The following is a 25,050-nucleotide window of genomic DNA, read 5'->3' as shown; positions in this document are numbered from 1 at the left end:
CCTAGCTACCCTTTAACCCCACCGCCAGGTTGAACAGCAGCTTGCCCGGCTCTTGGTCCACCCGGTCGAAGACGAAGTAGCCGTGGCGATCGAACTGGAAAATTTCGTTCCTGTGGGCATGGCCCAGCGAGGGTTCTTCGATGAAGTTCTTGGCGCTCGCGTCGGGCTGGGCTTCGAGGAACAGGCGGTCATACTCCGCACTTCGGACTGCACGCCGTAGACGGCGCTCACCCAGGTGAAGGCGACATTGACCATGGCGACGTGGGCGCCGGTAGGAGGGGCATTCCTCGGGTCAGGTATCACGGACTCCAGTATCGGTGATCGTGCCGCTTGCTGGCACGCCCGAGCATCAACTGGGTGGGCAGGGGAGGTCTGGCAGGCGCTCATTGCTTGTCTGTCCATGGATTGAACAGTTGCACAGACAGCCCCGCAAAGTCTTTGGTATTGCGCGTTACGAGTACCAGGTCATGCACCAGCGCGGTGGCAGCGAGCAGGCTGTCGATGGCGGGCAGGGGGCGCCCGGCGGCGCCAACCAGCCTGCCCCATCGATCAGAGACAGGCGCGTCCACAGACAGTACACGGCCCGTGAAGAAAAGCGGCAGATCCGTTTCGAGCCAGTCGGTCAGTACCTGGCGTCGCTGCGCGTCCGATGCAACCTCTATCCCTTTGCGAATTTCGCCTAGGGTCAATACGCTGAGGAACAGTGTGCTGGGCGGGCGTCTGTTGAACCAGTCCACCACACCATGATCGGGCGCCTTGCGTCGCAACTCGGAAAGCACATTGGTGTCGATCAGGTAGCTCATGGAAACGGCCTAGAACCCCGTCTCGCGCGTCAGGCTGGCGTCGCGTTCAAACTCCACATCGTCGGCTCCGAACAGGGGCGACCGCTGCATGAAGTCCACCAGCGAGCCTTGCGCCTGCGAAAGCCGGTCGAAGGTTTCGCGGGAAACCACGACGGCGACCGACTTTCCGTGCACGGTAATGTCCTGCGGCTGGCTCTGGGCGGATTTCACCAGTTCGGACATGCGGGCCTTGGCGTCCTGCATTTGCCATGTTTGCATAGTGCTCCTGGATATCTGACTAGACAGGTCAGATTGTAGACCGCAAGCGCTGAAACAGCAAAGGCGCCCATGGCGCCTTTGTCTAGGTGAAGCTTATTTCCCCCACGAATCCTTCAACCCCACCGCCAGATTGAACACCGGCTTGCCCGGCTGATGGTCCACCCGGTCGGCCACAAAGTAGCCGTGCCGTTCAAACTGGAACTTGTCGTCCGGCATCGCGTTGGCCAGGGAGGGCTCCACGATGGCCGTCACGGTCTTCAGGCTGCTAGGGTTCAAGCCTTCGATGAAGTCCTTGCCCCCCGCGTCGGGCTGGGCTTCGAGGAACAGGCGGTCGTACATGCGCACTTCGGCATTCACGCCGTCGGCCACTCCCACCCAGGTGATGGCGGCCTTGACCTTGACAGTGTCGGCGCCGGGGGTGCCGCTCTTGGTGTCAGGCACCACGGTGGCCAGCACTTCGGTGATCTTGCCGTCGGCGTCCTTGGTGCAGCCGGTGCACTCGATGACGTAGCCGCCCTTCAGGCGCACCTTGTTGCCCGGGAACAGGCGCTTGTAGCCCTTGGGGGGCACTTGCTCGAAATCCTCGCGCTCGATCCACACCTCTTTGCCGATGGTGAAGTGGCGCTCGGGGCTTTCCACGCCTTCGGGCGGGTGGGGCAGCGAGGGCAGGGTGCAGGGCTCCAGGTGGCCGGCGCCCATGACCTCGTCCCAGTTGGTGAGCACCAGCTTGACGGGGTTGAGCACGGCCATGCCGCGGAAGGCCTTGAGCTCCAGGTCTTCGCGCAGACAGCCTTCCAGCGTGCTGTAGTCGATCCAGCTGTCGCTCTTGGTCACACCGATGCGATCGGCAAACACCTGCAGCGATTCGGGCGTGTAGCCGCGGCGGCGCAGGCCGACGATGGTGGGCATGCGCGGGTCGTCCCAGCCGCTCACCTTGTGGTCGTACACCAGTTGGGCCAGCTTGCGCTTGCTGGTGATCACGTAGGTGAGGTTCAGGCGCGAGAACTCGTATTGGCGGGGGGGCGGGTTGCCCAGCAGGCCGCCTTCGGTGAGGCGCTCCAGCAGCCAGTCGTAGAAGGGGCGCTGGTCTTCGAACTCCAGCGTACACAGGCTGTGGGTGATCTGCTCCAGCGCGTCCTCGATGGGGTGGGCATAGGTGTACATCGGGTAGATGCACCAGGTATCACCGGTGTTGTGGTGCGTTGCGCGGCGGATGCGGTAGATCGCCGGGTCGCGCATGTTGATGTTGGGGCTGGCCATGTCGATCTTGGCGCGCAGCACCATGGAGCCGTCTTCGTGCTCGCCGTCGCGCATTTCGCGAAAGCGCTTGAGGTTTTCGGCCGGCGTGCGGGCGCGGAAGGGGCTGTCGACGCCGGGTTTGCCGAAGTCGCCGCGGTTGGCGCGCATCTGCTCCACGGTCTGCTCGTCCACGTAGGCGTGGCCGGCCTCGACCAGGTATTCGGCCGCGCGGTACATGAAGTCGAAATAGTCGCTGGCCTGATAGGGGGCTGCGTTCGGGCTGCCGTTCCAGTCAAAGCCCAGCCATTTGACGGCATCGATGATGCTGTTGACGTATTCGGTGTCTTCTTTTTCAGGATTGGTGTCGTCAAAGCGCAGGTGGCACACGCCGCCGTAGTCGCGCGCCAGGCCAAAATTGATACAAATGCTCTTGGCATGGCCGATGTGCAGGTAGCCATTGGGTTCGGGCGGGAAGCGCGTGCGGATCTTGGCCGGGTCGGGCTGGCCCTTGGCGTGGTGGGCAGCATCGCCTGGCGTGCCACCCCATTGGCGGCTGGCGTAGGTGCCCTTGTCCAGGTCCTGTTCGATGATCTGGCGCAGGAAGTTGCTCGTCTTGGCGGTCTCAGGGGCCGCTTCGGGGGCTGCGGCAGTGGTGTTGGCTGGGGTGGACGTGGTCATGGGCCCATTTTATGGGCAGGCCGGGCCGCTTGCTGCGGTGCAGCGCGGCCAGGGGCGCCAGGGGGCTCGCAGCGCGCTGCAGCCGGGGCCTACAGCGCCGGACTTGTAACACCGCGGCCCCCCTAAAACAGCCTGCGTGCGCAGGCGATTTCCTGCCGAACCCTGCAACTGGAGCATTCTGGTGTGAACTATTGCGCAGGAGTGCGCACTCACGTGTACGTAAAGAAACAATAAAGATGGTGTTTCGTGCCATCCTTTCGGACATCTGGTGCGTTGAGTACCAGTGAGGCGAATCCCAACCAAGGGTGCCGCCTCCACTACCAGGAGATTTACATGACGAAAACCCGTTCTATCCAGTCCATGGCCGCCGCCGCTGGTGTGGCCCTGGCGCTATTTGCAGCCGCCGGCTCCGCCCAGGCCCGCAGCGATGTCAACTGGTCGATAGGCCTGAATTCGCCAGGTGTGGTGGTGGGCGTGGGCAACGGCTACCCGGTGTACTCTGCCCCGGCGCCTGTCTACTACGCGCCGCGCCCGGTGTACTCGGCCCCTGCGCCGGTGTACTACGCACCGCCCCCACCGGTGTACTACGCGCCTCCCCCACCCGCGTATTACTACCGCGGCGGCGGATACGGCCACGGCCATCGCCACCACGGTCATGGCCACGGCCATGGCCGTTGGGACCGCTGACCTGCTGCGCCTGGCGCGCCCGTAAGGGCCGCCAAGCCCTGCGCCACTCCTTTGGGGGTGGCCAGGGGCTCTGTGCGACGGTGGCGGGCACCGCATAATCCCGCGTTGGCAGGGAGCGTTTTTGGCGCTTCCACCTCGGCTTGCCTGGCAAACGATCGGCAGGCCCATCCCAACGCCCGGAGAGCTGCTGCACCATGTCGTCTGCCCAGAAGAAAACCGTTTTTGTCCTGAATGGCCCCAACCTGAACCTGCTGGGCACACGCGAACCCGCCGTGTACGGCGCGCACACCCTGGCCGATGTCGAGCAGATGTGCGTTGAGGCCTGCGAGCGCCACGGTTTTGCGCTGCGCTTCCACCAAAGCAACCACGAAGGCGCGCTGGTGGACTGGATCCACGAGGCCGGCCGCCTGCATGCTGCTGGTGAACTGGCCGGTGTGGTGCTCAATGCCGGGGCCTACACGCACACCAGCGTGGCCCTGCACGACGCTACCAAGGGCACGGCCATCACGCTGATCGAGCTGCACATCAGCAATGTGCACGCCCGCGAAGCCTTCCGCCACCACTCCTACATCGCCGCAGCGGCCAAGGCCGTGATGTGCGGCTTTGGCGTGCGCGGCTATGCGCTGGCCATCGACGGCCTGGCGGGCATGTGATGGCCGCTGGGGACGACGAGGACCACAACCCCGCAGCCCCTGCGCGCGAGGTCGCCCGCCTGCCTTCCCCCGAGATCGACCGCCTGCGGGCGCCGGCGCAGCGCCATACCACGCCCTGCGGCAGCGGCGACATGGTGTGGCACAGCTGGGGCGAGGCTTCTGAGAGCCAGCCCCCGCTGGTGCTGCTGCACGGCGGCAGCGGCAGCTGGACGCACTGGGTGCGCAACATCGAACCCCTGGTGGCCGCCGGCCGCCAGATCTGGATACCCGACCTGCCGGGCTTTGGCGACTCGGCCACCCCGCCGGAGGGCGGCGATGCCGATGCCTTGGTCGAGCCCATGGCTGATGGCTTGCGCGCGCTGTTCGGCCCGCAGCCGGTGGACCTGGTGGGCTTTTCGTTCGGCGGGCTCACCGCTGGGCTCACGCTGGCGGCCCACCCCGAACTGGCGCGCCAGCTGGTGGTGGTGGGTGCCCCCGCCATGGGCGTGGTGGCCGAGCGGCCCGTGCGCTTGAAGGGCTGGCGCCACCTGCCGCCCGCCGAGCAGCTCGACATGCACCGTTACAACCTGGCCGCGCTGATGCTGCGCGACCCGGCACTGGTGGAGGGCCTGGCGCTTGAAGTGCATGTGGGCAATGTGGTGCGCGACCGCATGACGCGCCGCCGCCTGGCGCGCACCGACATCCTGGCCCGCTCGCTGCCGCAGGTGACCTGCCCTGTGCACGTGATCTACGGCGAAGCCGATGCGCTGTACCAAGGCTTCATGGCCGAGCTGGAGGCTGCGTATGCCGCCGCCGTGCCGGATTTTCGCGGCATGGCCCTGGTGGCCGATGCCGGGCACTGGGTGCAGTTCGAGCGGCCAGAGGCTTTTTTACAGACGCTGCTGGCGGCGTTGGCCGATGGCGCGGCGGGCCGAAGGGGCTGACATGGCAGACACCCCGCTCGACCCCAAGCCACCGGCGCCTGCCGCAGCAGCCGCAGCCTTGCCCGAGGCAGCGCCACGTCCACCGCGCCCGCCGCAGGAGGCCCCGCGCGTGAACGGCCAGGTCGCCGTGCTGCAGGTCGACGAGCGCGAGGTCGACATCACCGCCATGCGCGCCCAGGGTGCCGGCGGGCAGAACGTCAACAAGGTCTCAAGCGCCGTACACCTGCGCTTCGACATCGCCGCGTCTTCGTTGTCCGAAGGCGTGAAGGAGCGCCTGCTGGCCCTGCGCGATTCGCGCATCACGCAAGAGGGCGTGGTCGTCATCAAGGCCCAGCAGTACCGCAGCCAGGAGCAGAATCGCAGCGATGCGATTGAGCGGCTGAATGCGTTGGTCAACACCGTGGCCGCGCCGCCGCGCGTGCGGCGGGCGACCAAGCCCACCTATGGGTCCAAGCAGCGGCGGTTGGAGGGCAAGAGCCAGCGGAGTGAGACGAAGGCGTTGCGGGGCAGGGTAGTGGATTGAGCGGCGCGACTCGGCGCATGGCGTGAACAAGACCGTTTTCCTCAAACTTGGGGACGTTGCGCGGGCAGGTGAGCGACACGCCATGGATGATCTGAAAAAATTTCCCGCACGGAATCTGACTCGGGAGATTGCTACAGTCCTGCTGTGCCGGGATGTTGAACCGGTGGAGTGGTGCAATGAGCGGAGCAGTAGAGCGCAGCCTGAAGGTTCTCGAGTACCTGGCCGAACATCCTGAAGGAAGCGCGGTGTCGGCGCTTGCCGGCCGTTTGGAGCTCCCCTTGTCTGCAGCCCACCGCCTGCTGGCCGACCTGATCCGATACGGTTATGTATCGCAGGACACCCGTGATGGCCACTACCGGCTCACCACCAAGATGGTGTCGATCGGGCTCGCCTACCTGAGCCGCACGGGAGTTGTCGACCTGGCGCAGCCGCTGCTCGACCAGCTGGCGAGCGTTTCCGGGGAGCTGGTGCGCCTGGCTGTCGTGGATGGAGAAGAACTCATCTTCGTCGCCAAGGCGCAGGGTGCCCGCCACGGTTTGCGGTATGACCCCGACATGGGCCTGTCGGTCACGCTGGCGTGCAGTGCCGCGGGCCATGCCTGGCTGTCCACGCTGCCGAAAGACGATGCGCTGTCCCTAGTGGCGCGAAAAGGCCTGTGCAATCCCCGTGACTTCGGCCCGAATGCGCCAACCTCCATTGCAGCCGTGATGGACTATGTGAATGCAGCCCGTGACAAAGGCTACAGCACGATTGTCGAGGTCTTTTCCCCTGGCATGACGGCCATGGCTGCGCCGGTGTTTGGCGCCGACGGGGTTGCGGTCGGAGTGGTCACCATCGCCGGACCCATGGTCCGACTGACCGAGCAGCGCATGGCAAAGCTGGCTCCCGACATCCTTTCGACTGCGGCAGAGGTTTCACGGGCCAGTGGCGCTTCCGCGCTGTTTCGTAAGCGCCCCTGACAAGGAATGGCCATGCGCTTGCCCCTTGTCGCCTGGACCGGAGGTGCCTGCTAGCCATCTGAAAAGTGTTTTCAAGTGTAAAAAGGAAAGAGTTTCCATATTGGAAAATGTTTCCATTGTGTTTAGTATGCATTGGCGGACCGGGGAGACCTTCGTTCCGACAAACGCAGAACCACACAGGAGACAACTTTGAACACTTCGGCACGCGCCCTGCATCTGGCAGGCATGCTTTCAGCGATCTTGATGGGACTGGCGGGTTGTGGCGGCGGCGACTCCGACCCGCAAACGGTGGTGGCCCCCAGCATCGACCCGTACTACAACGTGTGCCGTGGGGTCGATCCGGCCTGCTACAACGATTGGGGTGCCTTCGCCAACACCCCGAACCGGGTACTGATCTATTCGCGCACGGCGGGGCCGCGCCACGCGAACCTGGGTACCCCGATGGCCGCCGGACTTAATCCGGCGATGAATGCGGACAACGTCATGCAGGCGGGCCTCAAGCGGATGTTCGAGGAAGCGGGAATTGCCGCAGACTGGACGGAAGACGTCACGGTGATCGCCAACCGCATCAACAACTACAAGGCGGTGGTGTTCGCCAGCTCCAACCGCGATACGCTGTGGAACGAAGCCGTCACCACCAGCAACGATGCCGCCCGCACCGCGCTGCGCAACTACATGCGGCGCGGCGGCGGCTTCGTGGGCTTGCACAATGCGTTCGGGGCCGAATACAACTGGCCGTACTACGAGGGCTTGCTGGGCAACGCCAACTTCTACAACCATGCCCCCAACCGCAATGGTGACGTGCAGATCCTGGCGGACGACCCTTCCACCCAGGGTGTGCCGGCACGATTCGCGTTCCAGGACGAGTGGTACAACCTCACGCCGTTTCCGACGAACGTGAAGTTCCTCGCGAAGGTGGACACGGCGACTCTCGATCCGCTGACCGCCAGCCCACACCCGGGCCACAAGGACTTCCACCCCGTCGCCTGGTGCCAATACTACGACGGCGGCCGGGCCTGGCTCACCACGCTGGGCCACAACACGCACTCGTTTCAGGCCAATTCCGAAGGACCGGGCGCCCAGGCGTTTCAGAAGCTGGTCGTCCAGGGCGTGAAGTCCGTCATGGGACTTACTCCGTTCTGCACCGCGACCAAGTAGCCCGCCGGGTTCCATCTGCAAGGAGACATCGATGCACAAGAAACTCACCACGGCTGTGTCGCTCACGGCAGTCGCATTGGCCACGGCCGCCTTCCTGCACGGGTGCGGGGGAAGCAATGGCGGCCCTGCAAACGCTGCTGGCGCAGCGGCAGACCTGCAGAACTGCTGTACTGCGGGAGACAAGGACTTCCCGAAGGTCGGCGGCAACCTGGGCAACCAGAACTACTCGGCGCTGGCGCAGATCGGCAAGCAGAACGTCGCCAATCTGGGGGGCGCATGGACCAACCGGATCGAAGGGGGTCTGAACACCGGAACCAACCAGAGCACCACGGTGGTGGTCGATGGCGTGATCTACATTGAATCGGCGCTGGGCAATGTGATTGCCGTGGACGGCAAGACGGGCGCGACCAAGTGGAAATGGACCACTCCGTACGGCGTGATCACCCGCCGCGGCGTGGCCGTGGCCAAGGACCTGGGCCTGGTCTACACCGTCGCCAACGGCAACCGCTTGGTGGCGCTGAACAAGGACACGGGCGCGGTTGCCTGGATCAAGCAGTACCCGACCGACGCCACCGACCCGAACTACCTGGGGGCCGTGCAAAAGGTGGCCATCGTGTACCACAACCGCCGGTTGCACGTTGGCACCAACGACGGCAACCGCGGGGCGGCTTTTGCCGCCGATGCCACGAACGGCAATGTGCTGAACTACTTCTGGGGCATACCACGCCAGGGAGAGCGTGGCTATGAAACCTGGGGCGGTGCGGAAGAGGCCAAGCGGACCGGGGCCACGCCATGGATCCACCCCGCCGTGGACCCCGAACTCAACCTGGTGTACTGGACCTTCGGCAACGTGCGCGGCGGTTCGTCGCAGGACGGCTCGGAGCGGCCTGGGCAGAACCTTTTTTCCAACTCGATCGTCGCTCTGGACCTGACCACCGGCGCCTACAAGTGGCACTTCCAGTCGGTCCATCACGACATCTGGGACATGGACAACGTGATGTCCCCCGTGCTGGCGGATGTGCAGATCGAAGGGCGCGAGCGCAAGGTGGTTATCTACGGAAGCAAGACCGGGATGTACTACATCCTGGACCGCAAGGATGGCAGTGCGCCGCTGGGAATTGAAGAGCGGCCCGTGAAGCAGGACGCGCGCCAGGCCACGTGGCCGACGCAGCCGTATCCCAAGCAGGGTGGCTTCACCGAGCTGTGCGTGGTGCAGCAACCCCTGGGTACGGAGGTTCCCGGCGATCCCAACCGTGCGGTGCCCAACTACCAGACCGGCTGCCTGTTCGATCCGCACTGGGAGACACCGATTCTCTCCATGCCGGGCCACGGCGGCGGTGCCAACTGGAACCACCAGTCGTTCAGCCGGTCCACAGGCCTGGTCTACACGGGCATGGGGTACGTGGGGGCCGCGCACTCGCTCAGCGAATCCAGCAACGGCCTGCGGCCGCCCGGCTCGTACGTCACCGGCGCGGTGGTGGCCGTCGATCCGAGCACCAACCTGGTCCGCTGGAAAAAGCAGATGCCGTACTCGCTGGCACACGGCAACGGAATCCTGACCACGGCCTCCAACCTGCTGTTCATCGGCCAGCCGGACGGAAACCTGCTGGCGATGGAAGCAGAAAACGGAAGAGAACTTTGGCGCTTCCAGACCGGCGCGTCGATCAGCGCCAGCCCGGTCACCTACCAGATCGACGGCGAGCAGTATGTTGCCGTGTATGCCGGCGGCACGTCCATCCCGTACAGCGATGCGCCGCGGGGCGACCACCTGTGGGCCTTCAAGGTGGGCGGCACCGTCGCACCGGCGCCCGCGCCCATTCCGCCACAGGTACGCCGTCCCGTGTCCGGCAACCCTGTGGAGGGGGCCGCTTTGCCAACGCCCAATACCGTCATCCTGGGCCGCATCCCCACGGCGACCAATACGCCGGGGGCAGTGGAATCGGGCGCGGTGAATGCGGTGACGCCGACCTGGATGCGCGTGCCCGCCAACACGACGGTGACGTTCACCAACCCGGCCGACAACACCGGCGTGCACTGTGCAACGCAGTTCTTCGAAGGGCGCTTCAACTTCCGCCTCGCCCCCGGACAGTCGGCCCAGCACACTTTCGACAAGCCCGGCGAGTACTTCTACAACGACTGCTACAGTCCGCGCTCCACGGGCAAGGTGGTGGTCTACTGAGGCGGATCCCCATTCACCGGCCCGCCAACTGACGGGGGCACTCAAACGCATCCTTCGGGATGCGTTTTTCTTGGGGCGTGTCAGCGTGTCAGGGCATTCATTGGCGCCAAAATCGCAACAATCCGTTTGACCCCCGGTGCTTGGTCTCGGCCCAGGTAAGTCCTAAAGTACTCTCAGACCCGAGAGAAAGTACGCGCCCCATGTCTGCCACCACCCAAGCCCCTTCTCCTTCTTCGTCCACCCAGGTCCCCGCCCTGTTCGTATCGCACGGCGCTCCGCTGTTCGCGATCGATGCCGGCATCACCGGCCCTGCGCTCACGCAGTGGGGGCAGGGGCTGCGGGCACAGTTTCCGGGGCTGCGCGGCGTGGTGATCATGTCGCCGCACTGGATGGCGCGCAGCCCGCAGGTGATGACGGGGCCTCAGCCGGCCACCTGGCATGACTTCGGCGGGTTTCCGCAGGCGCTGTACCAGCTGCAGTACCCGGCCCCGGGCTCGCCTGCGCTGGCGCAGGAGGTGCTGGGCTTGCTGCAGGCGGCTGGCGTGGCCGCGCAGGGCGATGCCGCGCGGCCCTTCGACCATGGCGCCTGGGTGCCGCTGATGCATTTGTTCCCCGATGCCGACCTGCCCGTGGTGCAGGTGGCACTGCCTGTGGGCGCGGGCCCCGCCGAAGTGTTTGCGCTGGGCGCGGCGCTGCGCGGCCTGCGCAACCAGGGCGTGCTGGTGGTGGGTTCGGGCAGCATGACGCACAACCTGTCGGAGTTCTTTGGCGGGGCGCGCGAGCCTGCGCCCTATGTGCTCGAGTTCAGCCGCTGGATCGAGGATGCGCTGGCCCGTGGCGACATGCAGGCGCTGCTCAACTACCGCAGCCAGGCCCCGCATGCCACGCGCGCGCACCCCACGGAAGACCACTTTCTGCCCCTCTTCTTCGCGCTGGGCGCGGCGGGCGACGACCTGCGGCCGCAGTACCTGAGCCGCGAAGTCATGTACAGCATGCTCTCCATGGATGCCTTCGCGCTCCAGCCCACAACGGCACCTGCTGCCGCTGCCCACTGACCTGACAATGGTGCATTCGGTGCCGCCAGGTGCGGCGCCAGCCCTTCCACCCCAACCATCCTCATCCATGACCGCTCCCAACCTGCCGCTGACCTACCTGCACCGTCCCCCCGCCGCCGGCACCGCCGAGCCCTGGCTGCTGGTGCTGATGCACGGCGTGGGCAGCAACGAGCAGGACCTGTTCGGCCTGGCGCCGCATGTGCCCGGGCGCTTCCATGTGCTGAGCCTGCGCGCGCCGTTCCGCATGGGGCCGGGGGCCAACGCCTGGTTCGAGTTTTCGGTGGCGCCCAATGGCGACCGCACCATCAACGAGCCGCAGGAGCTGCAAAGCCGCGCGCTGGTGGCACAGGCGGTGGAGGCTGCCGCAGCGCAATTGGGCGTGCCGGCCAGCCGGGTGGTGGTGGGCGGGTTCAGCCAGGGCGGCATCATGTCGCTGTCGCTGCTGCTCACCCAGCCGGCGCTGCTGCAGGCCGCGATGGTGTGGCACAGCCGGCTGTTGCCCCAGGTGCTGCCAGCCGCCGCGCCAGCCGCTGCGCTGCAGGGCAAGCAGCTGTGGGTGAGCCACGGCACACAGGACAACGTGATCCCGCTGGTGCAGGCCCATGCCATCCGCGACCACTTCGCGCAGTTGCCAGTCACCATGAACTACCGCGAGTTCCCTGGCATGCACGAGATCCGCCCGGCCGAGCTGGCCGCTACGGTGGACTGGTTGCAGACCTTGTAGGAATCTCCCGCGTGCTGCGGGCGCTGTTGCTTGCACGCAGCGTGCCCATGACGAAAACAGGGCGTTACGTCTTGCCGGAACCTAAAGGGTTTCCAATGGTCAGGCCATGATCATCCGGGCCGCTGCGTTTGCCGCACCCCGGCCCATGACGCAAGGACCCCTGCATGCCCGATCCAGTGCTCGACCCCGACCGCGATTTCTCCGAACTGCGCAGCGACCACCGTCCGGCTCCGCCGCGCAGCACGGGCTGGGCGGCAGGCTGGGTGGCGGGTGTGCTGGTGGTGGCCCTGGTGGGTGCGGGCTACGCATGGTGGCAATGGCAGGCCAAGAACAACGCGGTGGCCGAGCCGCCTGTCGCCGCGGCGCCGCCCGAGGCCGCTGCGTCGGCACCCGTGGCTGCTGCGTTGGAGCCCACGGGCCCGCAGAACCTCATTGACCCGCTGGCCCCGGCCGACGCTGCGCAGCTGCCTGAACTGGCCGAGTCCGATGCGGCAGTGGCCCAGGCGCTGACCGAGCTGCTGGGCCAGCCCTCGGTGGGCTCGTTCTTGCAGCTCGACGGTTTTGTGCGCCGCGTGGTGGCCACGGTGGACAACCTGCCCCGCGCCCAGGCGCCCTCGCGCATATGGCCGGTGCAGCTGGCGCCGCGCCGTTTCAGCGTGGAGGGCGTGCCCGGCACCCACGGCCAACTGGCCATTGCGGGCAGCAATGCCGGGCGCTACAGCGCCTTCGTGGCCTTTGCCGAGGCGATCCCCGTCGACCAGGCGGTGGCGGTGTACGCGCGGCTGTACCCGCTGTTCCAGCAGGCGTATGAGGAACTGGGCTATCCCAACAAATACTTCAACGACCGCCTGGTGGCCGTGCTCGACCACCTGCTCAAGACGCCCGAGCCCACGGACCCGCTGCTGGTGGAACTGACCGAGGTGAAGGGCGAAGTGACCTCCACCCGGCCCTGGGTGCGCTACGAGTTCGTGGACCCGCAGCTGCAGGGGCTGTCGAGCGGGCAGAAGATACTGGTGCGCATGGGGCCGGAGAACGAAAAGCGCCTGAAGGTGCGCCTGGCGGAGTTTCGCAAGCGCGTGGCGACGGGTGTGGTGCCCAAGGCTGCGGGCAAGGGCGCGCAGGCCAAGCCGCAGGCGGCTGCGACCAAGCCGACCGCAGCCGCCAAGGTGCAGTGAGTGGTCGCCTGCTGTTGAACTACTCCGCCACGCGGACCACAGTCTTTCCGAAATTGTGCCCTTGCAGCACCCGGCGCAGCGCCTCGGGCGCGTTCTCCAGCCCGTCCACAATGTCCTCGCGCAGTCGCACCTGGCCCTGGGCGATCCAGGTAGCCATCTCGCGGCGGAAGCTGTCGAAACGTTCGCCGTAGTGGTCCAGGATGATGAAGCCCTGCATGCGCACGCGCTTTTGCAGCAGCGTGGCCGTGAGCTGGGGTAACCGATCAGGCCCGGGATTGGGCGTGCTGTTGTTGTAGTGGGCAATGAAGCCGCAGACCGGCACGCGCGCATACAGGTTCAAGAGCGGCAGCACGGCGTCGAACACCTCGCCACCCACGTTCTCGAAGTAGACGTCGATGCCCTGCGGGCACGCTGCAGCAAGCCGCTCGGCCAAGCCGGGCTCGCGCCGGTCCAGGCAGGCGTCGAAGCCCAAATCCTCCACCGCATGCCGGCATTTCTCGGCACCGCTGGCAATGCCCACCACGCGCGCGCCCTTGCGTTTGGCGATCTGGCCCACGATGGCGCCCACGGCGCCGGTGGCTGCGGCCACCACCACCGTCTCGCCGGGCTTCGGTTGCCCGATGTCGAGCAGGCCGACATAGGCCGTGAAGCCCGGCATGCCCAGGCCGCCGAGCGACTGCGAGGGCTGCGCCGCATCGCCCAGCGCCAGCAGGTCGCTGCCGTCGGACAGGACGTAGTCCTGCCAGCCGGCATTGGCCAGCACCAGCTCGCCCTCACGGAATTGGGCGTTGCGCGAGGTGATGACGCGGCTCACGGTGCCGCCGACCATGGGCGCGCCGATGTCCACGGGCGGCGCGTAGCCGGGGCCGATGGGATCCATCAGGTTGCGCATGTAGGGGTCGATGGACAGGTACAGCGTCTTCAGCAGCACCTGGCCGTCGGCGGGCTCTGGCACGGGTTGCGTCTCTAGCCCGAAATGCATTGGCTCGGGCAGCCCTTGCGGGCGTGCGGCGAGCGTGATGCGCCGGTTGGTCTCGGTTGCCATGAGGCTTGCTTCCTGAATCAGGCGGCGACCGCAGGCCGAGGGCCGTGTCGCAGTGTGAGCAAGGTACCCAGCGTAAGCGCCCCCAGCGCAAACGCGGGCCCGCCCAGGGCACCCACATGGTCCACCATCAGCCCGCCGAAGATGGCGCCGCTGGCGATGGCGATCTGGAAGGCTGCCACCAGCAGCCCGCCCGCGCCCTCGGCCTGGTCGGGCGCGGCACGCACGATCCAGGTCTGAAAGCCCACGGGGAAGGCGCCGAAGGCAAAGCCCCACAGCGTGACGGCCACGGCCGTGATGGCGGCCGATTGCCCGGCCACCAGCAAGGTGGCGGCCAGCACGGCGATGACGGCGCCGCCGGCCACGATGGCCTGGCGTTCGCTGCGCCCGGCGATCCAGCCGCCCACGAAGTTGCCGAAGAAGCCGCCCACGCCATAGCCCAGCAGCACGGCCGTGATGGTGGCCACCGACATATGCGTGATCTGCTCCATCAGCGGGCGGATGTAGGTGAAGCCGGCGAAGTGGCCCGAGATCACCAGCAGCACCGCCAGCAGCGCCACGCGCACCGGTGGGCGGCGCAGCAGCTCACCCAGCACCTTGAGGTTGGGGTTGTCGCGCGGGGGCAGGGCGGGCAAGGCCACCAGCTGCACGGCCAGCGTGATCAGGCTGATGCCTCCGGCCGCAATGAAGGCGCTGCGCCAGCCCCACAGGTCGCCCATCCAGGCGCCGATGGGCGCCGCGCAGACCGTGGCCACCGACACCCCGGTGAGGATGAACGACATGGCCCTTGCGAACAGCGATGCCGGCACCAGCCGCATGGCCAGCGCCGCCGACATGGACCAGAAGCCGCCCAGCGCCACGCCCAGCAGCACCCGCGCCGCCAGCAGTGTGGCCATGCTGCCGGCCAGGGCCGACATCACGTTGGACAGCACCAGCAGCAGGGTGAAGGCGATCATGACAATCCGGCGGTCGATGCGGCGCGTGAGCAGTGGCAGCGACGGGGCGGCCACGGCGGCCACCAGCGCCGTCACGGTGACGGCCTGGCCTGCGGCGCCATCGCTCACGCGCAGGTCGCTGGCCATGGCGGTGAGCAGGCTGGCGGGCAAGAATTCGGCGGTGACCAGGCCGAAGACACCCAGGGCCATGGAGGCCACGGCGGCCCAGCGTGCTTCGGTGGGCTCGGGGGCGGAATGGGGGGCGGGCGTGGCCTCGGCAACGACGGCACCGGTGGGCGCATCAAGGCAGGCGGAGCAGGAGGGAGAGGAGGACACGGGAAAGGCCTTCGGGTGGATGGAAAGCCATCGTAGGGATAAGATGGCGGCGTTTCCATGCCATAAAAGCCGAAATGCTTGACTTTTTATCCAGACCCTTCGACCAGGTGGCTCAAGAGCCATTTGCCGACCCGCCGGACCTGCTGACCCAGATCCTGCTGGGCCTGCGCCTGGATGGCGTGGAGTATGGCCGCTGCGTGCTGCACCCGCCGTGGGCCATTGCCTTCCCGGCGCAGCGCTCGGCGCGCTTTCACTTCGTGGGCCATGGTGGCGCGTGGCTGCGCACACCCACGACCGACTGGCAGCGCCTGAACCCGGGTGACGCGGTGCTGCTGCCGCACGGCAGTTTTCACGTGCTGGCCAGCTCGCCCGACGTGCCGCCGGTGGACATCGATTCGCTGGCACGCAAGGCCGTGTCCGAGAACATCTACCTGGTGGACGGGCGCGATGCCAACAACGCGCACCTGGGCGCCGCCGTGGCTCCACCCCCGCCGCAGGCGCCCGACGTGATGTTCTGCGGCGCGCTGCGCTTCAACCTCGACCCGCTGCACCCGCTGATGGCCATGATGCCCGAGGTGATGGTGGCAGGCGACCTGGCGCGGCGCGACACCACCGTGCCGGTGCTGCTCGAAGCCATGGAGCGCGAGGTGGCGCAGGACCGCATGGGCGCCTGCGCCATCCTGGCGCGCCTGGCCGATGCGCTGGCCGCCAGCATCATCCGCGCCTGGGTGGAGTGCAGCTGCAACAACCCCACGGGCTGGATCGCCGCGGTGCGCTGCCCGCGCATCGGCAAGGTGATCGCCGCCATCCACGCCGACCCCGAGCGCGACTGGAGCGTGCCGCTGCTGGCCGACCTGATGGGCGCATCGCGCTCGAGCTTTTCCGAATCGTTCACGCGCACCATGGGCGAAAGCCCGGCGCGCTATGTGGCCAAGGTGAAGATGTCGCAGGCGCGCAGCTGGATCGCGCGCGACGGCATGCGCGTGGCTGTGGCGGCCAACCGCCTGGGCTACGAGTCCGAGGCCTCGTTCAGCCGGGCGTACAAGCGCATCATCGGGCACCCGCCGAGCACGGCGCGGGCGTGAAGGAGGCCGCGGGCACCTGGGCTGATGGTGTCAACCACGCAGCCTGGCACGCAACCTGGCGTTGAGGCGCAGGCAGCACGCGCACCGAGGCAGCCTGCTGAGCAAAGCTGCGGCGATATGCAGTCCGGCAGTCCGGGCGTCGTGGTGGACGATGGGACTCCTGTGGTGCTGCGTATTTTGATGGCGACCGCTGGGCTGAGATTCTCCATGTCCTCTCACGAAACAAGCCAACAATTTCACGAAATTGACCTGCGTCTTGAAGCCGTGGGGCCGTAGGGCACGTCAGCCTGCGTTAAAACAGGCCACCAAAGATGGCCAAGGCTGCGGACACCTTGCGCCACCCAGCCGAAGGATGACAAAGTGCCCCGAACTGCTTGTGAGACACGCCGCGACCATGGCAAGGTTCTGCTGCATCTGACGGACGAGACACCATGACCCACCGCCCTCTGCGTGCATTGCTCTGCTCTCTGGTACTTGCGTTGCAATCGCTGCTGGCCGGTGGTGCCGCAGCCCGGCAGCCACCAACGTTTTTCTCCGGAGACCAGCTCACCCTGGCGCAGGCCATTTACCAAGGGGTCATGGCAGACATCGCCCCGCTGGCGCACCGCCTGGGCCATGAGGGGCTGAACCGCCCCGGCGCGCAGGACATGACGCTGCTGTTCTTCGCGCTGCAAAACGCCATGGGCGAGAAGCCCCGGCCACTGCAGATCATCACCGCGCTGGTGCGCGCGGGCGCCAGCCCGATGCAGGAGGTGCCCGATCTCGGCAGCGTGCTCGGCGTTGCGCTGCGTGCCCAGAGCCCGCTGTACGTGCAGGCGCTGCTCGACGGCGGCGTGAGCCCCGACACCGTGCGCGGCAGCTCGCCCATCCTGTTCGATGCCGCCACACAGCACACCGCCGCCACGCTCGCGCTGTTGCTCGACCGCGGCGCGGCCATCGACAAGAAGAACACGCTGGGCAACACCGCACTGATGCAGGCGCTGCAAGGCATGCAACTCGACCAGGTGGTGTATTTGCTCGACCGGGGCGCCAGCCCGCACTTCGTCAACATCAATGGCGTATCGTTCGCAGGGCAGTTGCAGTTCCAGATCGGGCGGCAACAAGGCGGCTCACTCGCACAGCGCCGTATGCTGCAGGTCCGCGACCGCATCATCGGCATGGGCGTGGCCTGGCCCCCGCCCTCGCGCGACGAAGAGCGCCAACGCATGCGTGAGCGCGGGCAAGAGCCCGACAAGCTGCTGCCGGTGCGCTAAGGACCGCCACGCAGACCGAAAGGAAAAGTCCCCATGCAAGCCTGCGAATACGGACTGGTCTGCGCCACCGACGACGAAGCGCTGCTGGTGAAAAACGTCAACGCCTTCCTCGCGGCGCAGGGCTGGCGCCCGCTGTACCGCAAGCAGCCCACGGGCCTGCGCAACCCCGAGCGCCCTGATCTGGAGCCGCAGTACAGCCACTACTACTGCCAGTTCCACAAGCAGTCTCCCAGATGGTATTTTGACCTTTACCCCAATGCGGACAAGCGCGGAGTGCTGCGTTTTCCGGAGCACCCGCAGGCAGGCTGGACGCTGTTTTTCAACCACCCCGGCCACGAAACGGACACGCCCGAGGAGCTGGCTCAGCTCGACGCCTTGTGTGGCCACATCGCGGCCGGCACCGGCTTCGCCGCCGTGCTGCTGCACACCTACCAGGCCGGCGAAGACCGGCATTGAGAACCCGTTGCCTCCCATGATCCCTGCCAACCACCGCCTGATTCCCCTGCCTGCCGCCATCGCCACGTTCGGACTGGAGGCACTGTTCCACCGCGACGGCCGCTACGATGCGATGGAAGACACCATGGTCCCTTCCTTCGGATCGCCCCATGCCGGCGGCCCGCTGATGGCGCTGGTATTCGATGGCGACACGCGGCTCGATGAACCCTTCGATGCCATGGCCGCAGGCTCCAAGCGGCGCGGCCAGATGGCCGGCGCCATCACCCCGCTGGAAGAACTGCTGGAGCGCGCCTGCACCGTGGTCGTCAATGGCAGCCTGCAGGCTCCGCGCATCGACACGCGTGGCTGCCAGGCGCTGTTCGTCTTCGGCAGCGTGCGCTGCGGCGCCTTTGAGTTCTGGCAGGGCGACCTGGCCTGGATCACCGGCGACCTGGACGCGACGCGCGCCGTGCTGGCCACCGCCGGGCATGACGATCCCGACAGTGCGGACTACGTGGGCCGCAGCTATGCCTGCGTGCAAGGCAGCGTGCATGCCCCGCGCGTGCAGACCTGGTTCATGCACCTGGGCCACCTGAACTGGCGTGAAGGCAGCGGCACGGAGTTCCGCGAAGATCTGGAGCACGAAGACCAGGATCACCTGTGGAAGACCGACCCGGTCTGGCTGCGCGACAACGGCATCGACAACTCTCTGGGCGCATGAGCATGCAACCCGCCCACCACCGCACCCTTGCACTTGCAGAGGCCATCGAGGAATTCTCCCTCGATAGCCTGCTGCGTATTTCGGCTTTCTGGACCGCCAGCCCGGCACTGTGGACACAGAGTTCAGCACCGTGAGCAAGGGCCGTGAATGGTCGGCCAAACCATCGCTGAGGAACGGTTGGGGCGGTGGGCTAGACTTCCGGTAGCGGCCGAGGCTGTGTGAAAACGCGCGTTGCGCCCTTGACCTGCCAGTCGACTCAGAAGTCGACCGCTCAGATCGGCCTACAACGCACGATCTCGATGCGAGCAAGGGTTGAAGTACCCCTGCAAAAGTCGTCTATCGACGTTTTCACACAGCCTCGGCCAAGAGCGGTCACTCAGCTTGCGGTTACATGGCGCTTTCTGCTGCAAGCGAACTACCAGCCATGCATTCATTCGATAGAAAGGGCGGGAATGGCGCAGCACTCTGGTGAGGATGTTCTCCGGCGCCCTGGCGCTGGTGGCGGTCGCGCTGTTGCCTTTGCTTTCCCAAGGTCAGGACCAGTCGCAGCGGGATCTCGCTGCGAAATACGCCCGGGATGACCCAAGTCTCGTTCGGTAAACGAGTGAATCAAACGACAGCTTGGGGCCGAGGCTGTGTGGAAACACTCAACAAACATACGGGCCAGCTCCATCCCCGCCGCACTGAGCCTCATTTTCTTCCAGCGCTTTTGCAGAGCCATTGCTGGCGCGCCTGGAGCCTTTTGACGCCTTCCTGAAGCCTTTTTGGGCCTGTTAAAAAAGCCAACAAAGGCCTCACGCCTTCACCATCCGCATCGCCTGCATCAACTGCGCGATACCCATCACGCCCATCACCCGCTTGAGGTTGTAGGCCAGCACATGCAGGCTCATCTCGGTTCCCACGTGCTTGAGGGTCTTCATCAGGAAGTGCGTTGAGCCCATCCAGTGCTTGAGCGTGCCGAAGACATGCTCCACCGTGGACCTGCGCAATGTCATCGCCTCGGGGTTGCTGTCCAGCCGTTGCTGAACGCGCTCCAGTACCTCTTCGTGCTCCCAGCGGCGAATGCGCCGATTGCTGCTGGTCGTGCACTGCGCCTTGAGAGGGCACTTGGGGCAGGCGCTTGACCAATAGATGCTCAGGCTCAGGCCTTTCTCGACCGTTCTGAACCGATGGATCGCACGCTCGCCTGCAGGGCACTGGTACTCGTCATCCTTGGCGATGTAGATGAAGTCGCCTTTATCGAAGCGCCCCTGGGCCTTGGCGTTGGATGTCATCGGCTTGGGCACGAAGGTCGTGATGCCAGCGTCTTCGCAGGCCTTGAGCTGCGGGCCACTGAAGTAGCCCCGGTCGGCGAAGGCCTGCAGGTTCTCGCCTCCCATGGCCTGCTCGGCGGCACAGGCCATGTTGTGCAGCTGTGCCCGGTCATTGCCCACGTTCGTGACCTCGTGCGCAACGACCAGGTGGTGCCTGGCATCGACAGCGGTCTGCACGTTGTAGCCCACCACGCCTGAGCCCTTCGCTTGGGTGGCCATCGAACGTGCATCGGGGTCAGTGAGGGAGACCTGGCCATCCGGCAGGCTCTTCAATTGCTCTTTGATGCCATCGAGTTGGCGCATCTGTTCGCGCAGCTTTTTTAGCTTCTCCTGCAGTCGTTCTGTCCTGGCTTCGACCTCTGTGGGCTGCGTGCGGTCTGCGGTCTCCAGCGCGTCCAGGTAACGCTGGATGCTCTGCTCGATCTGCTGCTGGCGGGCCTCGATCTTGCCGGGCGTGAAGTTGCGATCGCGGCTGTTCACGGCCTTGAACTTGCTGCCGTCGATGGCCACGATGGCCTGTGAGAAGAGGTTCAATTGCCGGCACATGGTGATGAAGCGCTTGCAGACGTTGCGGATGCCAGCGCCGTTGCTTCGACGGAAGTCCGCAATGGTCTTGAAGTCCGGTGCAAGGCGCCCGGTCAGCCACATCAGCTCGACATTGCGCTGGACTTCACGCTCCAGGCGGCGGCTGGACTGGATGCGGTTCAAGTACCCGTAGATGTAGAGCTTGAGCAGTACGGCAGGGTGGTACGCAGGTCGGCCAGTGACTGCCGGATTGATCCCATCGAAACCGAGTGCCCGAAGATCCAGCTCTTCGACAAACACATCGACAACGCGCACCGGGTTGTCCTCTGCGATGTAGTCGTCCAGACACTCCGGTAGCATGGTGACCTGTTGCCGGTCTTCGCCTTCGATGAATCGCTTCATGGGGCACCTCGCTTGAATCGGGTGCTGGTATTTTATTTTGGGTAGCGGTTTCGGGTTGGGTTTTCACACAGCCTCGGCCCATAGCCGCCGGACGCTGATACCGGGAAGCGGTCACTCACCGTGCGCGAATTGAACGACTGGTTCTGGGATGAGGCGAGAGTCGGCAATGCGCCCGGCGCAGTCCTTCAGCAACAGGAGAAGTTGACAGTTGTCCAAGCCGCCGAACGGCCATGGTTTGAAGACGTGCGCCATCCACGAACAAGCACTGCGCCACCGAAGCGACGCAACGCTGCAAAAACCATAGCAGCTGGCGCCTGCCACATGGACGCCAAAGGCCCGAATGAGGAATTGCTAAGAAGGTGTGCAGTGATTGATTTCGATTTTGCCTCAAAGTAACTCCCAGCTTTGCGAAACCCTCTGACAGTCTTGCTCTACAACCCTATCGGAACCCTTCAAACGTGCGCACCACTACCCATTTCGCATTCCCGGATTTCTTATGGCCAGCGATATGCAGCTAGCGCTGTGCTTTGCATCGTCGGACAAAAAATTGAAATTGAACAGCGCAAAGCTCCGTGGGCTACTACCGAAGAATGGACTCGGCCACCAATTTGGCGAGGTTGTCAATCAAAATCAAATGATTTCCTATGTTGGATTTTTCCAAGACCACTGGGCTATTCAAAACCCACGTTTCCTTGCCATCGCTCACGCGGACGAGCGAACCACTTTGGAGTGTCACGAAGTCAGATCGGAAAGTCATTGGCGCAGCGTTTCTGAATTCACCGAGGTCCAGGATGAGCACGTAATCGGCCGCAGCGCTCTTGCCCGCTTCTAGGGCGTCTGATTTAACGATGCTCGCAGAGTGATTGAGTTTTTCATTCGCTTCGAAGGGTGTCGCCTTGAATTGAGACAGGGTACTGAGTTCGCGGTGCACTGCCACTTGAAGGTTTTTACCACTTCCTGCTCCTTGCGCATGGGCTTTCCCCCCTTGTACAACGTCGCGTGAAGGCATGATCAAGATTTTGGATCCGTTTGCGATGGGCTCAGACTTGGTAGTCGACATCGATGCACAGCCAGAGAGTACGACCAAGCATCCAATAACTGCTAGTGCGCGGCCGAGAAAGGAAGTATTTTTTTCATGAGAATTGAAGTTTGTGCTGTTAGTTATGACTTGGGTTTTGGAGCGAAGAATGAATACGCATCGCCGAGCCGACCTCCACCTCTTGCGGCAGAGTTCATCAATGTACGTGATTTGGCTTGGTCCATTGGGGCGGATGTGGGTCGCCACTGGACTTCTCGGTTTGAAGGCGATGCAAACTGCGGGGGCGCTTCACTAGGTTGAACGGCGGCTCCAAATTCAAGCGCTGAGACGGTCTACGCAGGGAGCTGGGTGACAAAGGTGCAGCAAGCTGCAACAACCAATGCGCGCATTCCGACGGCCCAGGCGATTCGAGCGCGGCAACATTCTTCAACCTTCGAATCATTCGCATCCAACCCTACCCGTTGTATTTTCTCGTCGAACTACAGACGGAATCAGTGTCTGCTCCTGACGAGATTCCTTCTAACGTCTGAAAGGCCGCTCCTGGCCGACAGCCGAAGTCTAGCCCAACGCTCCACCGGACCTGCCCGTCAAGATGGGATGCCCGGCCGCTTACGATTTATTCGACGAATTTCCAACTCGGGACACTAGGGCGTTCCAACGGACAGCACCACGCCGCCCCTACAACTACGCCTGCAAAGTCATGATCTGGCGCCTCACGAAGATCCAGCATAGGCCTAAAGCGATGACAGCAACCACGGCGTTGCCAATGAGCTGACCCACCAGGACTCCGTGCGCTCCCCAATGGACCGCGCCTACGAACACAAAGGGAACGGTGCCGACCGTCGCGCGGCTCCCGTTGGCAACCGCGGAGAACAATGGCTTGCGCATGACGTTGAACGTGGGCAGACTAGATTTGCTGTGAGTGGGATTTCAACCAATCGCCACGATCAGAGTTCAGCTATTTATTCATTCATTTATCGCCGCGCCGAGTGCGCCAATGCCGTTGGCTCCACGGTTGGGCCGCAATCTTGCCAGCAGCGGCTCCATTGCTTTGGCGACAGACAGCAAATGCCAGTCGTCAAAGCGGCGGCCGACCAACTGAAGGCCGACGGGCAATCCTTGTGCGGTCTGAGATGCGGGTATGGAGACCACGGGGCCCTCTGTGACACTGAACAATGTCGTGTAGGACTGCGTGACGTTGTAGTACGGCACAGCCTTGCCATCCACTGACAGCGGCTCATCGTACACATTGAAAATTCCGAATGTCCGGCTGTGCTTGTGGTGCGCAAAAGCGGGCACCGGCGAGACAGGGACGATCCATGCGTCATAGCCAATGAGGAATCGCTCCATTGCATTGGTTTGCTGCGCCTGCTCTGTCAGCGCTCGCATGTAGCTTTCAACGGAGATCGGGTCGAGGATCCTGCGCTGGTGGGGAATATCTTTTACCGATTTTCCTGCAAACAGGCGCCCGATGCGGCGTGCAAGGTTCGAGCGCTCATAGCCGCCTTGCATCCCTACAAGTGCCCCCCAGGTTTCCCAGGCGCGTTGGTATGAAAAGCCTTGGGGTTCGGCCTTTTCGACAATTGCGCCTGCTGCCCGCAGCGCGTCCACCAGCTGTTCAATGGCCTTCTTGACGTCCACACCGACAGGCATTCCCCCCAACTCGACCGCATAGGCAATCTTCAGACCTGTCAACGCTACCGGTTGGGCGGATCGAGGATGCAGCGGAGCGACCGTTGCGTCTTCGGGCGAGGTTCGCGCCAACACCGACAAGGCCAGTTCGAGATCCTCGACACTCTTGGCCAAAGGCCCCAACACAGCCATGGTCCTGATGCCGTCCACCTCGTCGGGCTTGGGTGGGATATGGCCAAGCATCGACACAACACCATGGGTTGGCCGCAAGCCCCAGACACCGGTGTAAGCGGCGGGAAGGCGGATCGAGCCCGCCAAGTCAGAGCCGAAGGAAAGAGGCGACATGTGCGAGGCGACCGCGGCAGCGCACCCACCGCTGCTACCGCCTGTGGTCAGTTTCACATTCCAGGGGTTGTTGGTGGTTCCAAACAGGGTGTTGGTCGTTTGCATATCCATCGCCAGCGTTGCGGCATTGGTTTTGGCCAGGACAATGGCCCCCGCCTGGCGCAAAAGAGCCACCGCAACGGCGTCATTTTCGGGAACGTAGTTGGCCAGATCAGATGAGCCGGCAGTCGTGCGCAGCCCGCGTGTTGCATAGGTATCCTTCACCGTCACGGGAACTCCATGCAACGGGCCCCAGATCTCACCGCGCCCCAACGCCTGGTCCGCAGCCTGTGCACGTTCCATTGCGGCGTTCAGATCCAGCACGACGATAGCGTTGAAATCTTCGTTGTAACGCGCGATCTGGCTGACAAACGCCCGCACCACCTGAACAGAACTGAGCTCCCGTGCCTGGATCTTGCGTGCCAAGTCAGACGCCGTCAGTGTCACGATCTGTGCGTCCTGCTCAGAAACAGGCCAACTGTCGCTGGAGGGTATTGCGCGATGGGGTCCGGGCATTGAATTGCCCGATGCATTGGGTGTCAGTGCTGCTGTCAGGACGGAAGATCCCGGCAAGGTGTGTTTGAGAGTGTTCACGAAGGAGGTTCATCAGTGCTTGATGGCTCAATCATCAAGATCTAGAATCAATGCGTCTATTGCATATTTCAGATGAACCCATTCAGAATATGAAACTGTTAGGACTGGACCTGGATCTGCTGATTGCACTGGATGCGCTTTTGGATACCGGTTCTGTAAGCGCAGCCGCAGGACGGCTCCATCGGTCCCAACCAGCGGTGAGCAGGATGTTGGGGCGGCTGCGGGAATGCTTTGATGACCCGCTGTTTGTTCCCCATGGGCGAGGACTCGCGCCCACCCCGCGTGCCATCGCGTTGCGTGGGCCGTTGAAATTGAGTTTGAGCGAAGTTCAGCAGTTGTT

Annotated in this window: 26 protein-coding genes; 16 read left to right on the top strand and 10 right to left on the bottom strand. The window is 64.5% G+C overall.

The genetic code is table 11. From position 1 onward, the window contains the following. Position 1: 1 nt before the first annotated feature. Complete coding sequence (locus tag QYL93_RS32060) at positions 2 to 142, bottom strand: hypothetical protein (protein WP_370877088.1); 141 nt, start codon at positions 140 to 142, stop codon at positions 2 to 4. Between QYL93_RS32060 and QYL93_RS30965 the strand changes: the two genes are divergently transcribed. Continuing rightward, on the top strand, positions 83 to 220 hold the full coding sequence (locus QYL93_RS30965) for a hypothetical protein (RefSeq protein ID WP_305747270.1): 138 nt from the start codon (positions 83 to 85) through the stop codon (positions 218 to 220). The two genes, QYL93_RS32060 and QYL93_RS30965, sit on opposite strands and share 60 nt — an antisense overlap. A 163-nt stretch (positions 221 to 383) precedes the next feature. On the opposite strand, the gene QYL93_RS30960 is transcribed toward QYL93_RS30965, so the two are convergent. The 3 genes from QYL93_RS30960 to QYL93_RS30950 form a co-directional block, all read right to left on the bottom strand. Continuing rightward, a complete protein-coding gene (locus tag QYL93_RS30960) occupies positions 384 to 803 on the bottom strand; it encodes a type II toxin-antitoxin system VapC family toxin (protein ID WP_305747269.1) in 420 nt (139 codons plus the stop codon). A gap of 9 nt (positions 804 to 812) precedes the next feature. Continuing rightward, the gene (locus tag QYL93_RS30955; protein WP_305747268.1) at positions 813 to 1,061 is read right to left on the bottom strand and encodes a type II toxin-antitoxin system Phd/YefM family antitoxin; all 249 of its coding nucleotides are present in this window, start codon (positions 1,059 to 1,061) and stop codon (positions 813 to 815) included. 93 nt (positions 1,062 to 1,154) lie between these two features. Continuing rightward, a complete protein-coding gene (locus QYL93_RS30950; RefSeq protein WP_305747267.1) occupies positions 1,155 to 2,978 on the bottom strand; it encodes a glutamine--tRNA ligase/YqeY domain fusion protein in 1,824 nt (607 codons plus the stop codon). Positions 2,979 to 3,311: 333 nt separating this feature from the next. On the opposite strand from QYL93_RS30950, the gene QYL93_RS30945 reads away from it, so the two are divergent. The 10 genes from QYL93_RS30945 (at position 3,312) to QYL93_RS30900 (ending at position 13,014) form a co-directional block, all read left to right on the top strand. Next, entirely contained in the window at positions 3,312 to 3,665 is a 354-nt protein-coding gene (locus QYL93_RS30945) for a hypothetical protein (RefSeq protein WP_305747266.1), read from the top strand. 194 nt (positions 3,666 to 3,859) lie between these two features. Further along, the gene (aroQ, locus tag QYL93_RS30940; protein WP_057199505.1) at positions 3,860 to 4,318 is read left to right on the top strand and encodes a type II 3-dehydroquinate dehydratase; all 459 of its coding nucleotides are present in this window, start codon (positions 3,860 to 3,862) and stop codon (positions 4,316 to 4,318) included. Beyond that, positions 4,318 to 5,241, top strand: a complete 924-nt coding sequence (locus QYL93_RS30935; protein ID WP_305747265.1) for an alpha/beta fold hydrolase — start codon at positions 4,318 to 4,320, stop codon at positions 5,239 to 5,241. Before aroQ ends, QYL93_RS30935 begins: the two co-directional genes overlap by 1 nt. A gap of 109 nt (positions 5,242 to 5,350) precedes the next feature. After that, on the top strand, positions 5,351 to 5,764 hold the full coding sequence (arfB, locus tag QYL93_RS30930; RefSeq protein WP_305747271.1) for an alternative ribosome rescue aminoacyl-tRNA hydrolase ArfB: 414 nt from the start codon (positions 5,351 to 5,353) through the stop codon (positions 5,762 to 5,764). A gap of 176 nt (positions 5,765 to 5,940) precedes the next feature. Continuing rightward, positions 5,941 to 6,723 carry an IclR family transcriptional regulator gene (locus tag QYL93_RS30925; protein ID WP_305747264.1) on the top strand — a complete coding sequence of 261 codons (783 nt, stop codon included), beginning with the start codon at positions 5,941 to 5,943 and terminating at the stop codon, positions 6,721 to 6,723. 189 nt (positions 6,724 to 6,912) lie between these two features. Then, positions 6,913 to 7,881 (top strand): ThuA domain-containing protein, encoded by a 969-nt coding sequence (locus tag QYL93_RS30920; RefSeq protein ID WP_305747263.1) that lies wholly within the window; start codon positions 6,913 to 6,915, stop codon positions 7,879 to 7,881. Between the two features lie 31 nt (positions 7,882 to 7,912). After that, entirely contained in the window at positions 7,913 to 10,060 is a 2,148-nt protein-coding gene (locus QYL93_RS30915; protein WP_305747262.1) for a PQQ-binding-like beta-propeller repeat protein, read from the top strand. Positions 10,061 to 10,260: 200 nt separating this feature from the next. Continuing rightward, complete coding sequence (locus QYL93_RS30910; RefSeq protein ID WP_305747261.1) at positions 10,261 to 11,115, top strand: dioxygenase; 855 nt, start codon at positions 10,261 to 10,263, stop codon at positions 11,113 to 11,115. 67 nt (positions 11,116 to 11,182) lie between these two features. Then, positions 11,183 to 11,839: an alpha/beta hydrolase gene (locus tag QYL93_RS30905; protein WP_305747260.1), complete on the top strand. Its 657-nt coding sequence runs from the start codon at positions 11,183 to 11,185 to the stop codon at positions 11,837 to 11,839. Positions 11,840 to 12,003: 164 nt separating this feature from the next. Further along, entirely contained in the window at positions 12,004 to 13,014 is a 1,011-nt protein-coding gene (locus tag QYL93_RS30900; protein WP_305747259.1) for a DUF3014 domain-containing protein, read from the top strand. Positions 13,015 to 13,033: 19 nt separating this feature from the next. Here QYL93_RS30900 and QYL93_RS30895 read toward each other — a convergent pair whose 3' ends face one another. Next, complete coding sequence (locus tag QYL93_RS30895; RefSeq protein WP_305747258.1) at positions 13,034 to 14,059, bottom strand: NADP-dependent oxidoreductase; 1,026 nt, start codon at positions 14,057 to 14,059, stop codon at positions 13,034 to 13,036. A gap of 17 nt (positions 14,060 to 14,076) precedes the next feature. Next, the gene (locus QYL93_RS30890; RefSeq protein WP_305747257.1) at positions 14,077 to 15,327 is read right to left on the bottom strand and encodes an MFS transporter; all 1,251 of its coding nucleotides are present in this window, start codon (positions 15,325 to 15,327) and stop codon (positions 14,077 to 14,079) included. Between the two features lie 74 nt (positions 15,328 to 15,401). Here QYL93_RS30890 and QYL93_RS30885 point away from each other — a divergent pair, with 74 nt between their 5' ends. The 4 genes from QYL93_RS30885 (at position 15,402) to QYL93_RS30870 (ending at position 18,821) form a co-directional block, all read left to right on the top strand. Next, a complete protein-coding gene (locus QYL93_RS30885; protein ID WP_305747256.1) occupies positions 15,402 to 16,412 on the top strand; it encodes an AraC family transcriptional regulator in 1,011 nt (336 codons plus the stop codon). 431 nt (positions 16,413 to 16,843) lie between these two features. Next, positions 16,844 to 17,665, top strand: coding sequence for an ankyrin repeat domain-containing protein (locus QYL93_RS30880; RefSeq protein WP_305747255.1), 822 nt, complete (start codon positions 16,844 to 16,846; stop codon positions 17,663 to 17,665). A 33-nt stretch (positions 17,666 to 17,698) separates the two neighbouring features. Next, positions 17,699 to 18,121 (top strand): hypothetical protein, encoded by a 423-nt coding sequence (locus QYL93_RS30875; RefSeq protein WP_305747254.1) that lies wholly within the window; start codon positions 17,699 to 17,701, stop codon positions 18,119 to 18,121. A 16-nt stretch (positions 18,122 to 18,137) separates the two neighbouring features. After that, positions 18,138 to 18,821: a hypothetical protein gene (locus tag QYL93_RS30870; protein ID WP_305747253.1), complete on the top strand. Its 684-nt coding sequence runs from the start codon at positions 18,138 to 18,140 to the stop codon at positions 18,819 to 18,821. Positions 18,822 to 19,615: 794 nt separating this feature from the next. Here QYL93_RS30870 and QYL93_RS30865 read toward each other — a convergent pair. The 4 genes from QYL93_RS30865 to QYL93_RS30850 form a co-directional block, all read right to left on the bottom strand. Then, a complete protein-coding gene (locus QYL93_RS30865; protein WP_305747252.1) occupies positions 19,616 to 21,061 on the bottom strand; it encodes an IS1182 family transposase in 1,446 nt (481 codons plus the stop codon). Positions 21,062 to 21,172: 111 nt separating this feature from the next. Further along, positions 21,173 to 21,382 (bottom strand): DUF1010 domain-containing protein, encoded by a 210-nt coding sequence (locus QYL93_RS32055; protein ID WP_370877085.1) that lies wholly within the window; start codon positions 21,380 to 21,382, stop codon positions 21,173 to 21,175. 259 nt (positions 21,383 to 21,641) lie between these two features. Then, positions 21,642 to 22,070, bottom strand: a complete 429-nt coding sequence (locus QYL93_RS30855) for a hypothetical protein (RefSeq protein ID WP_305747250.1) — start codon at positions 22,068 to 22,070, stop codon at positions 21,642 to 21,644. Between the two features lie 996 nt (positions 22,071 to 23,066). Further along, on the bottom strand, positions 23,067 to 24,710 hold the full coding sequence (locus QYL93_RS30850) for an amidase (protein WP_305747249.1): 1,644 nt from the start codon (positions 24,708 to 24,710) through the stop codon (positions 23,067 to 23,069). 50 nt (positions 24,711 to 24,760) lie between these two features. On the opposite strand from QYL93_RS30850, the gene QYL93_RS30845 reads away from it, so the two are divergent. Further along, on the top strand, positions 24,761 to 25,050 hold a 290-nt coding region (locus tag QYL93_RS30845), incomplete at its 3' end, for a LysR family transcriptional regulator (protein ID WP_305747248.1).

It is taken from the genome of Acidovorax sp. A1169, from assembly GCF_030704685.1.
GTDB lineage: Bacteria > Pseudomonadota > Gammaproteobacteria > Burkholderiales > Burkholderiaceae_C > Acidovorax.
Note: the sequence above shows the minus strand (reverse complement) of the source record. Positions and strands in the feature narration are given on the sequence as shown.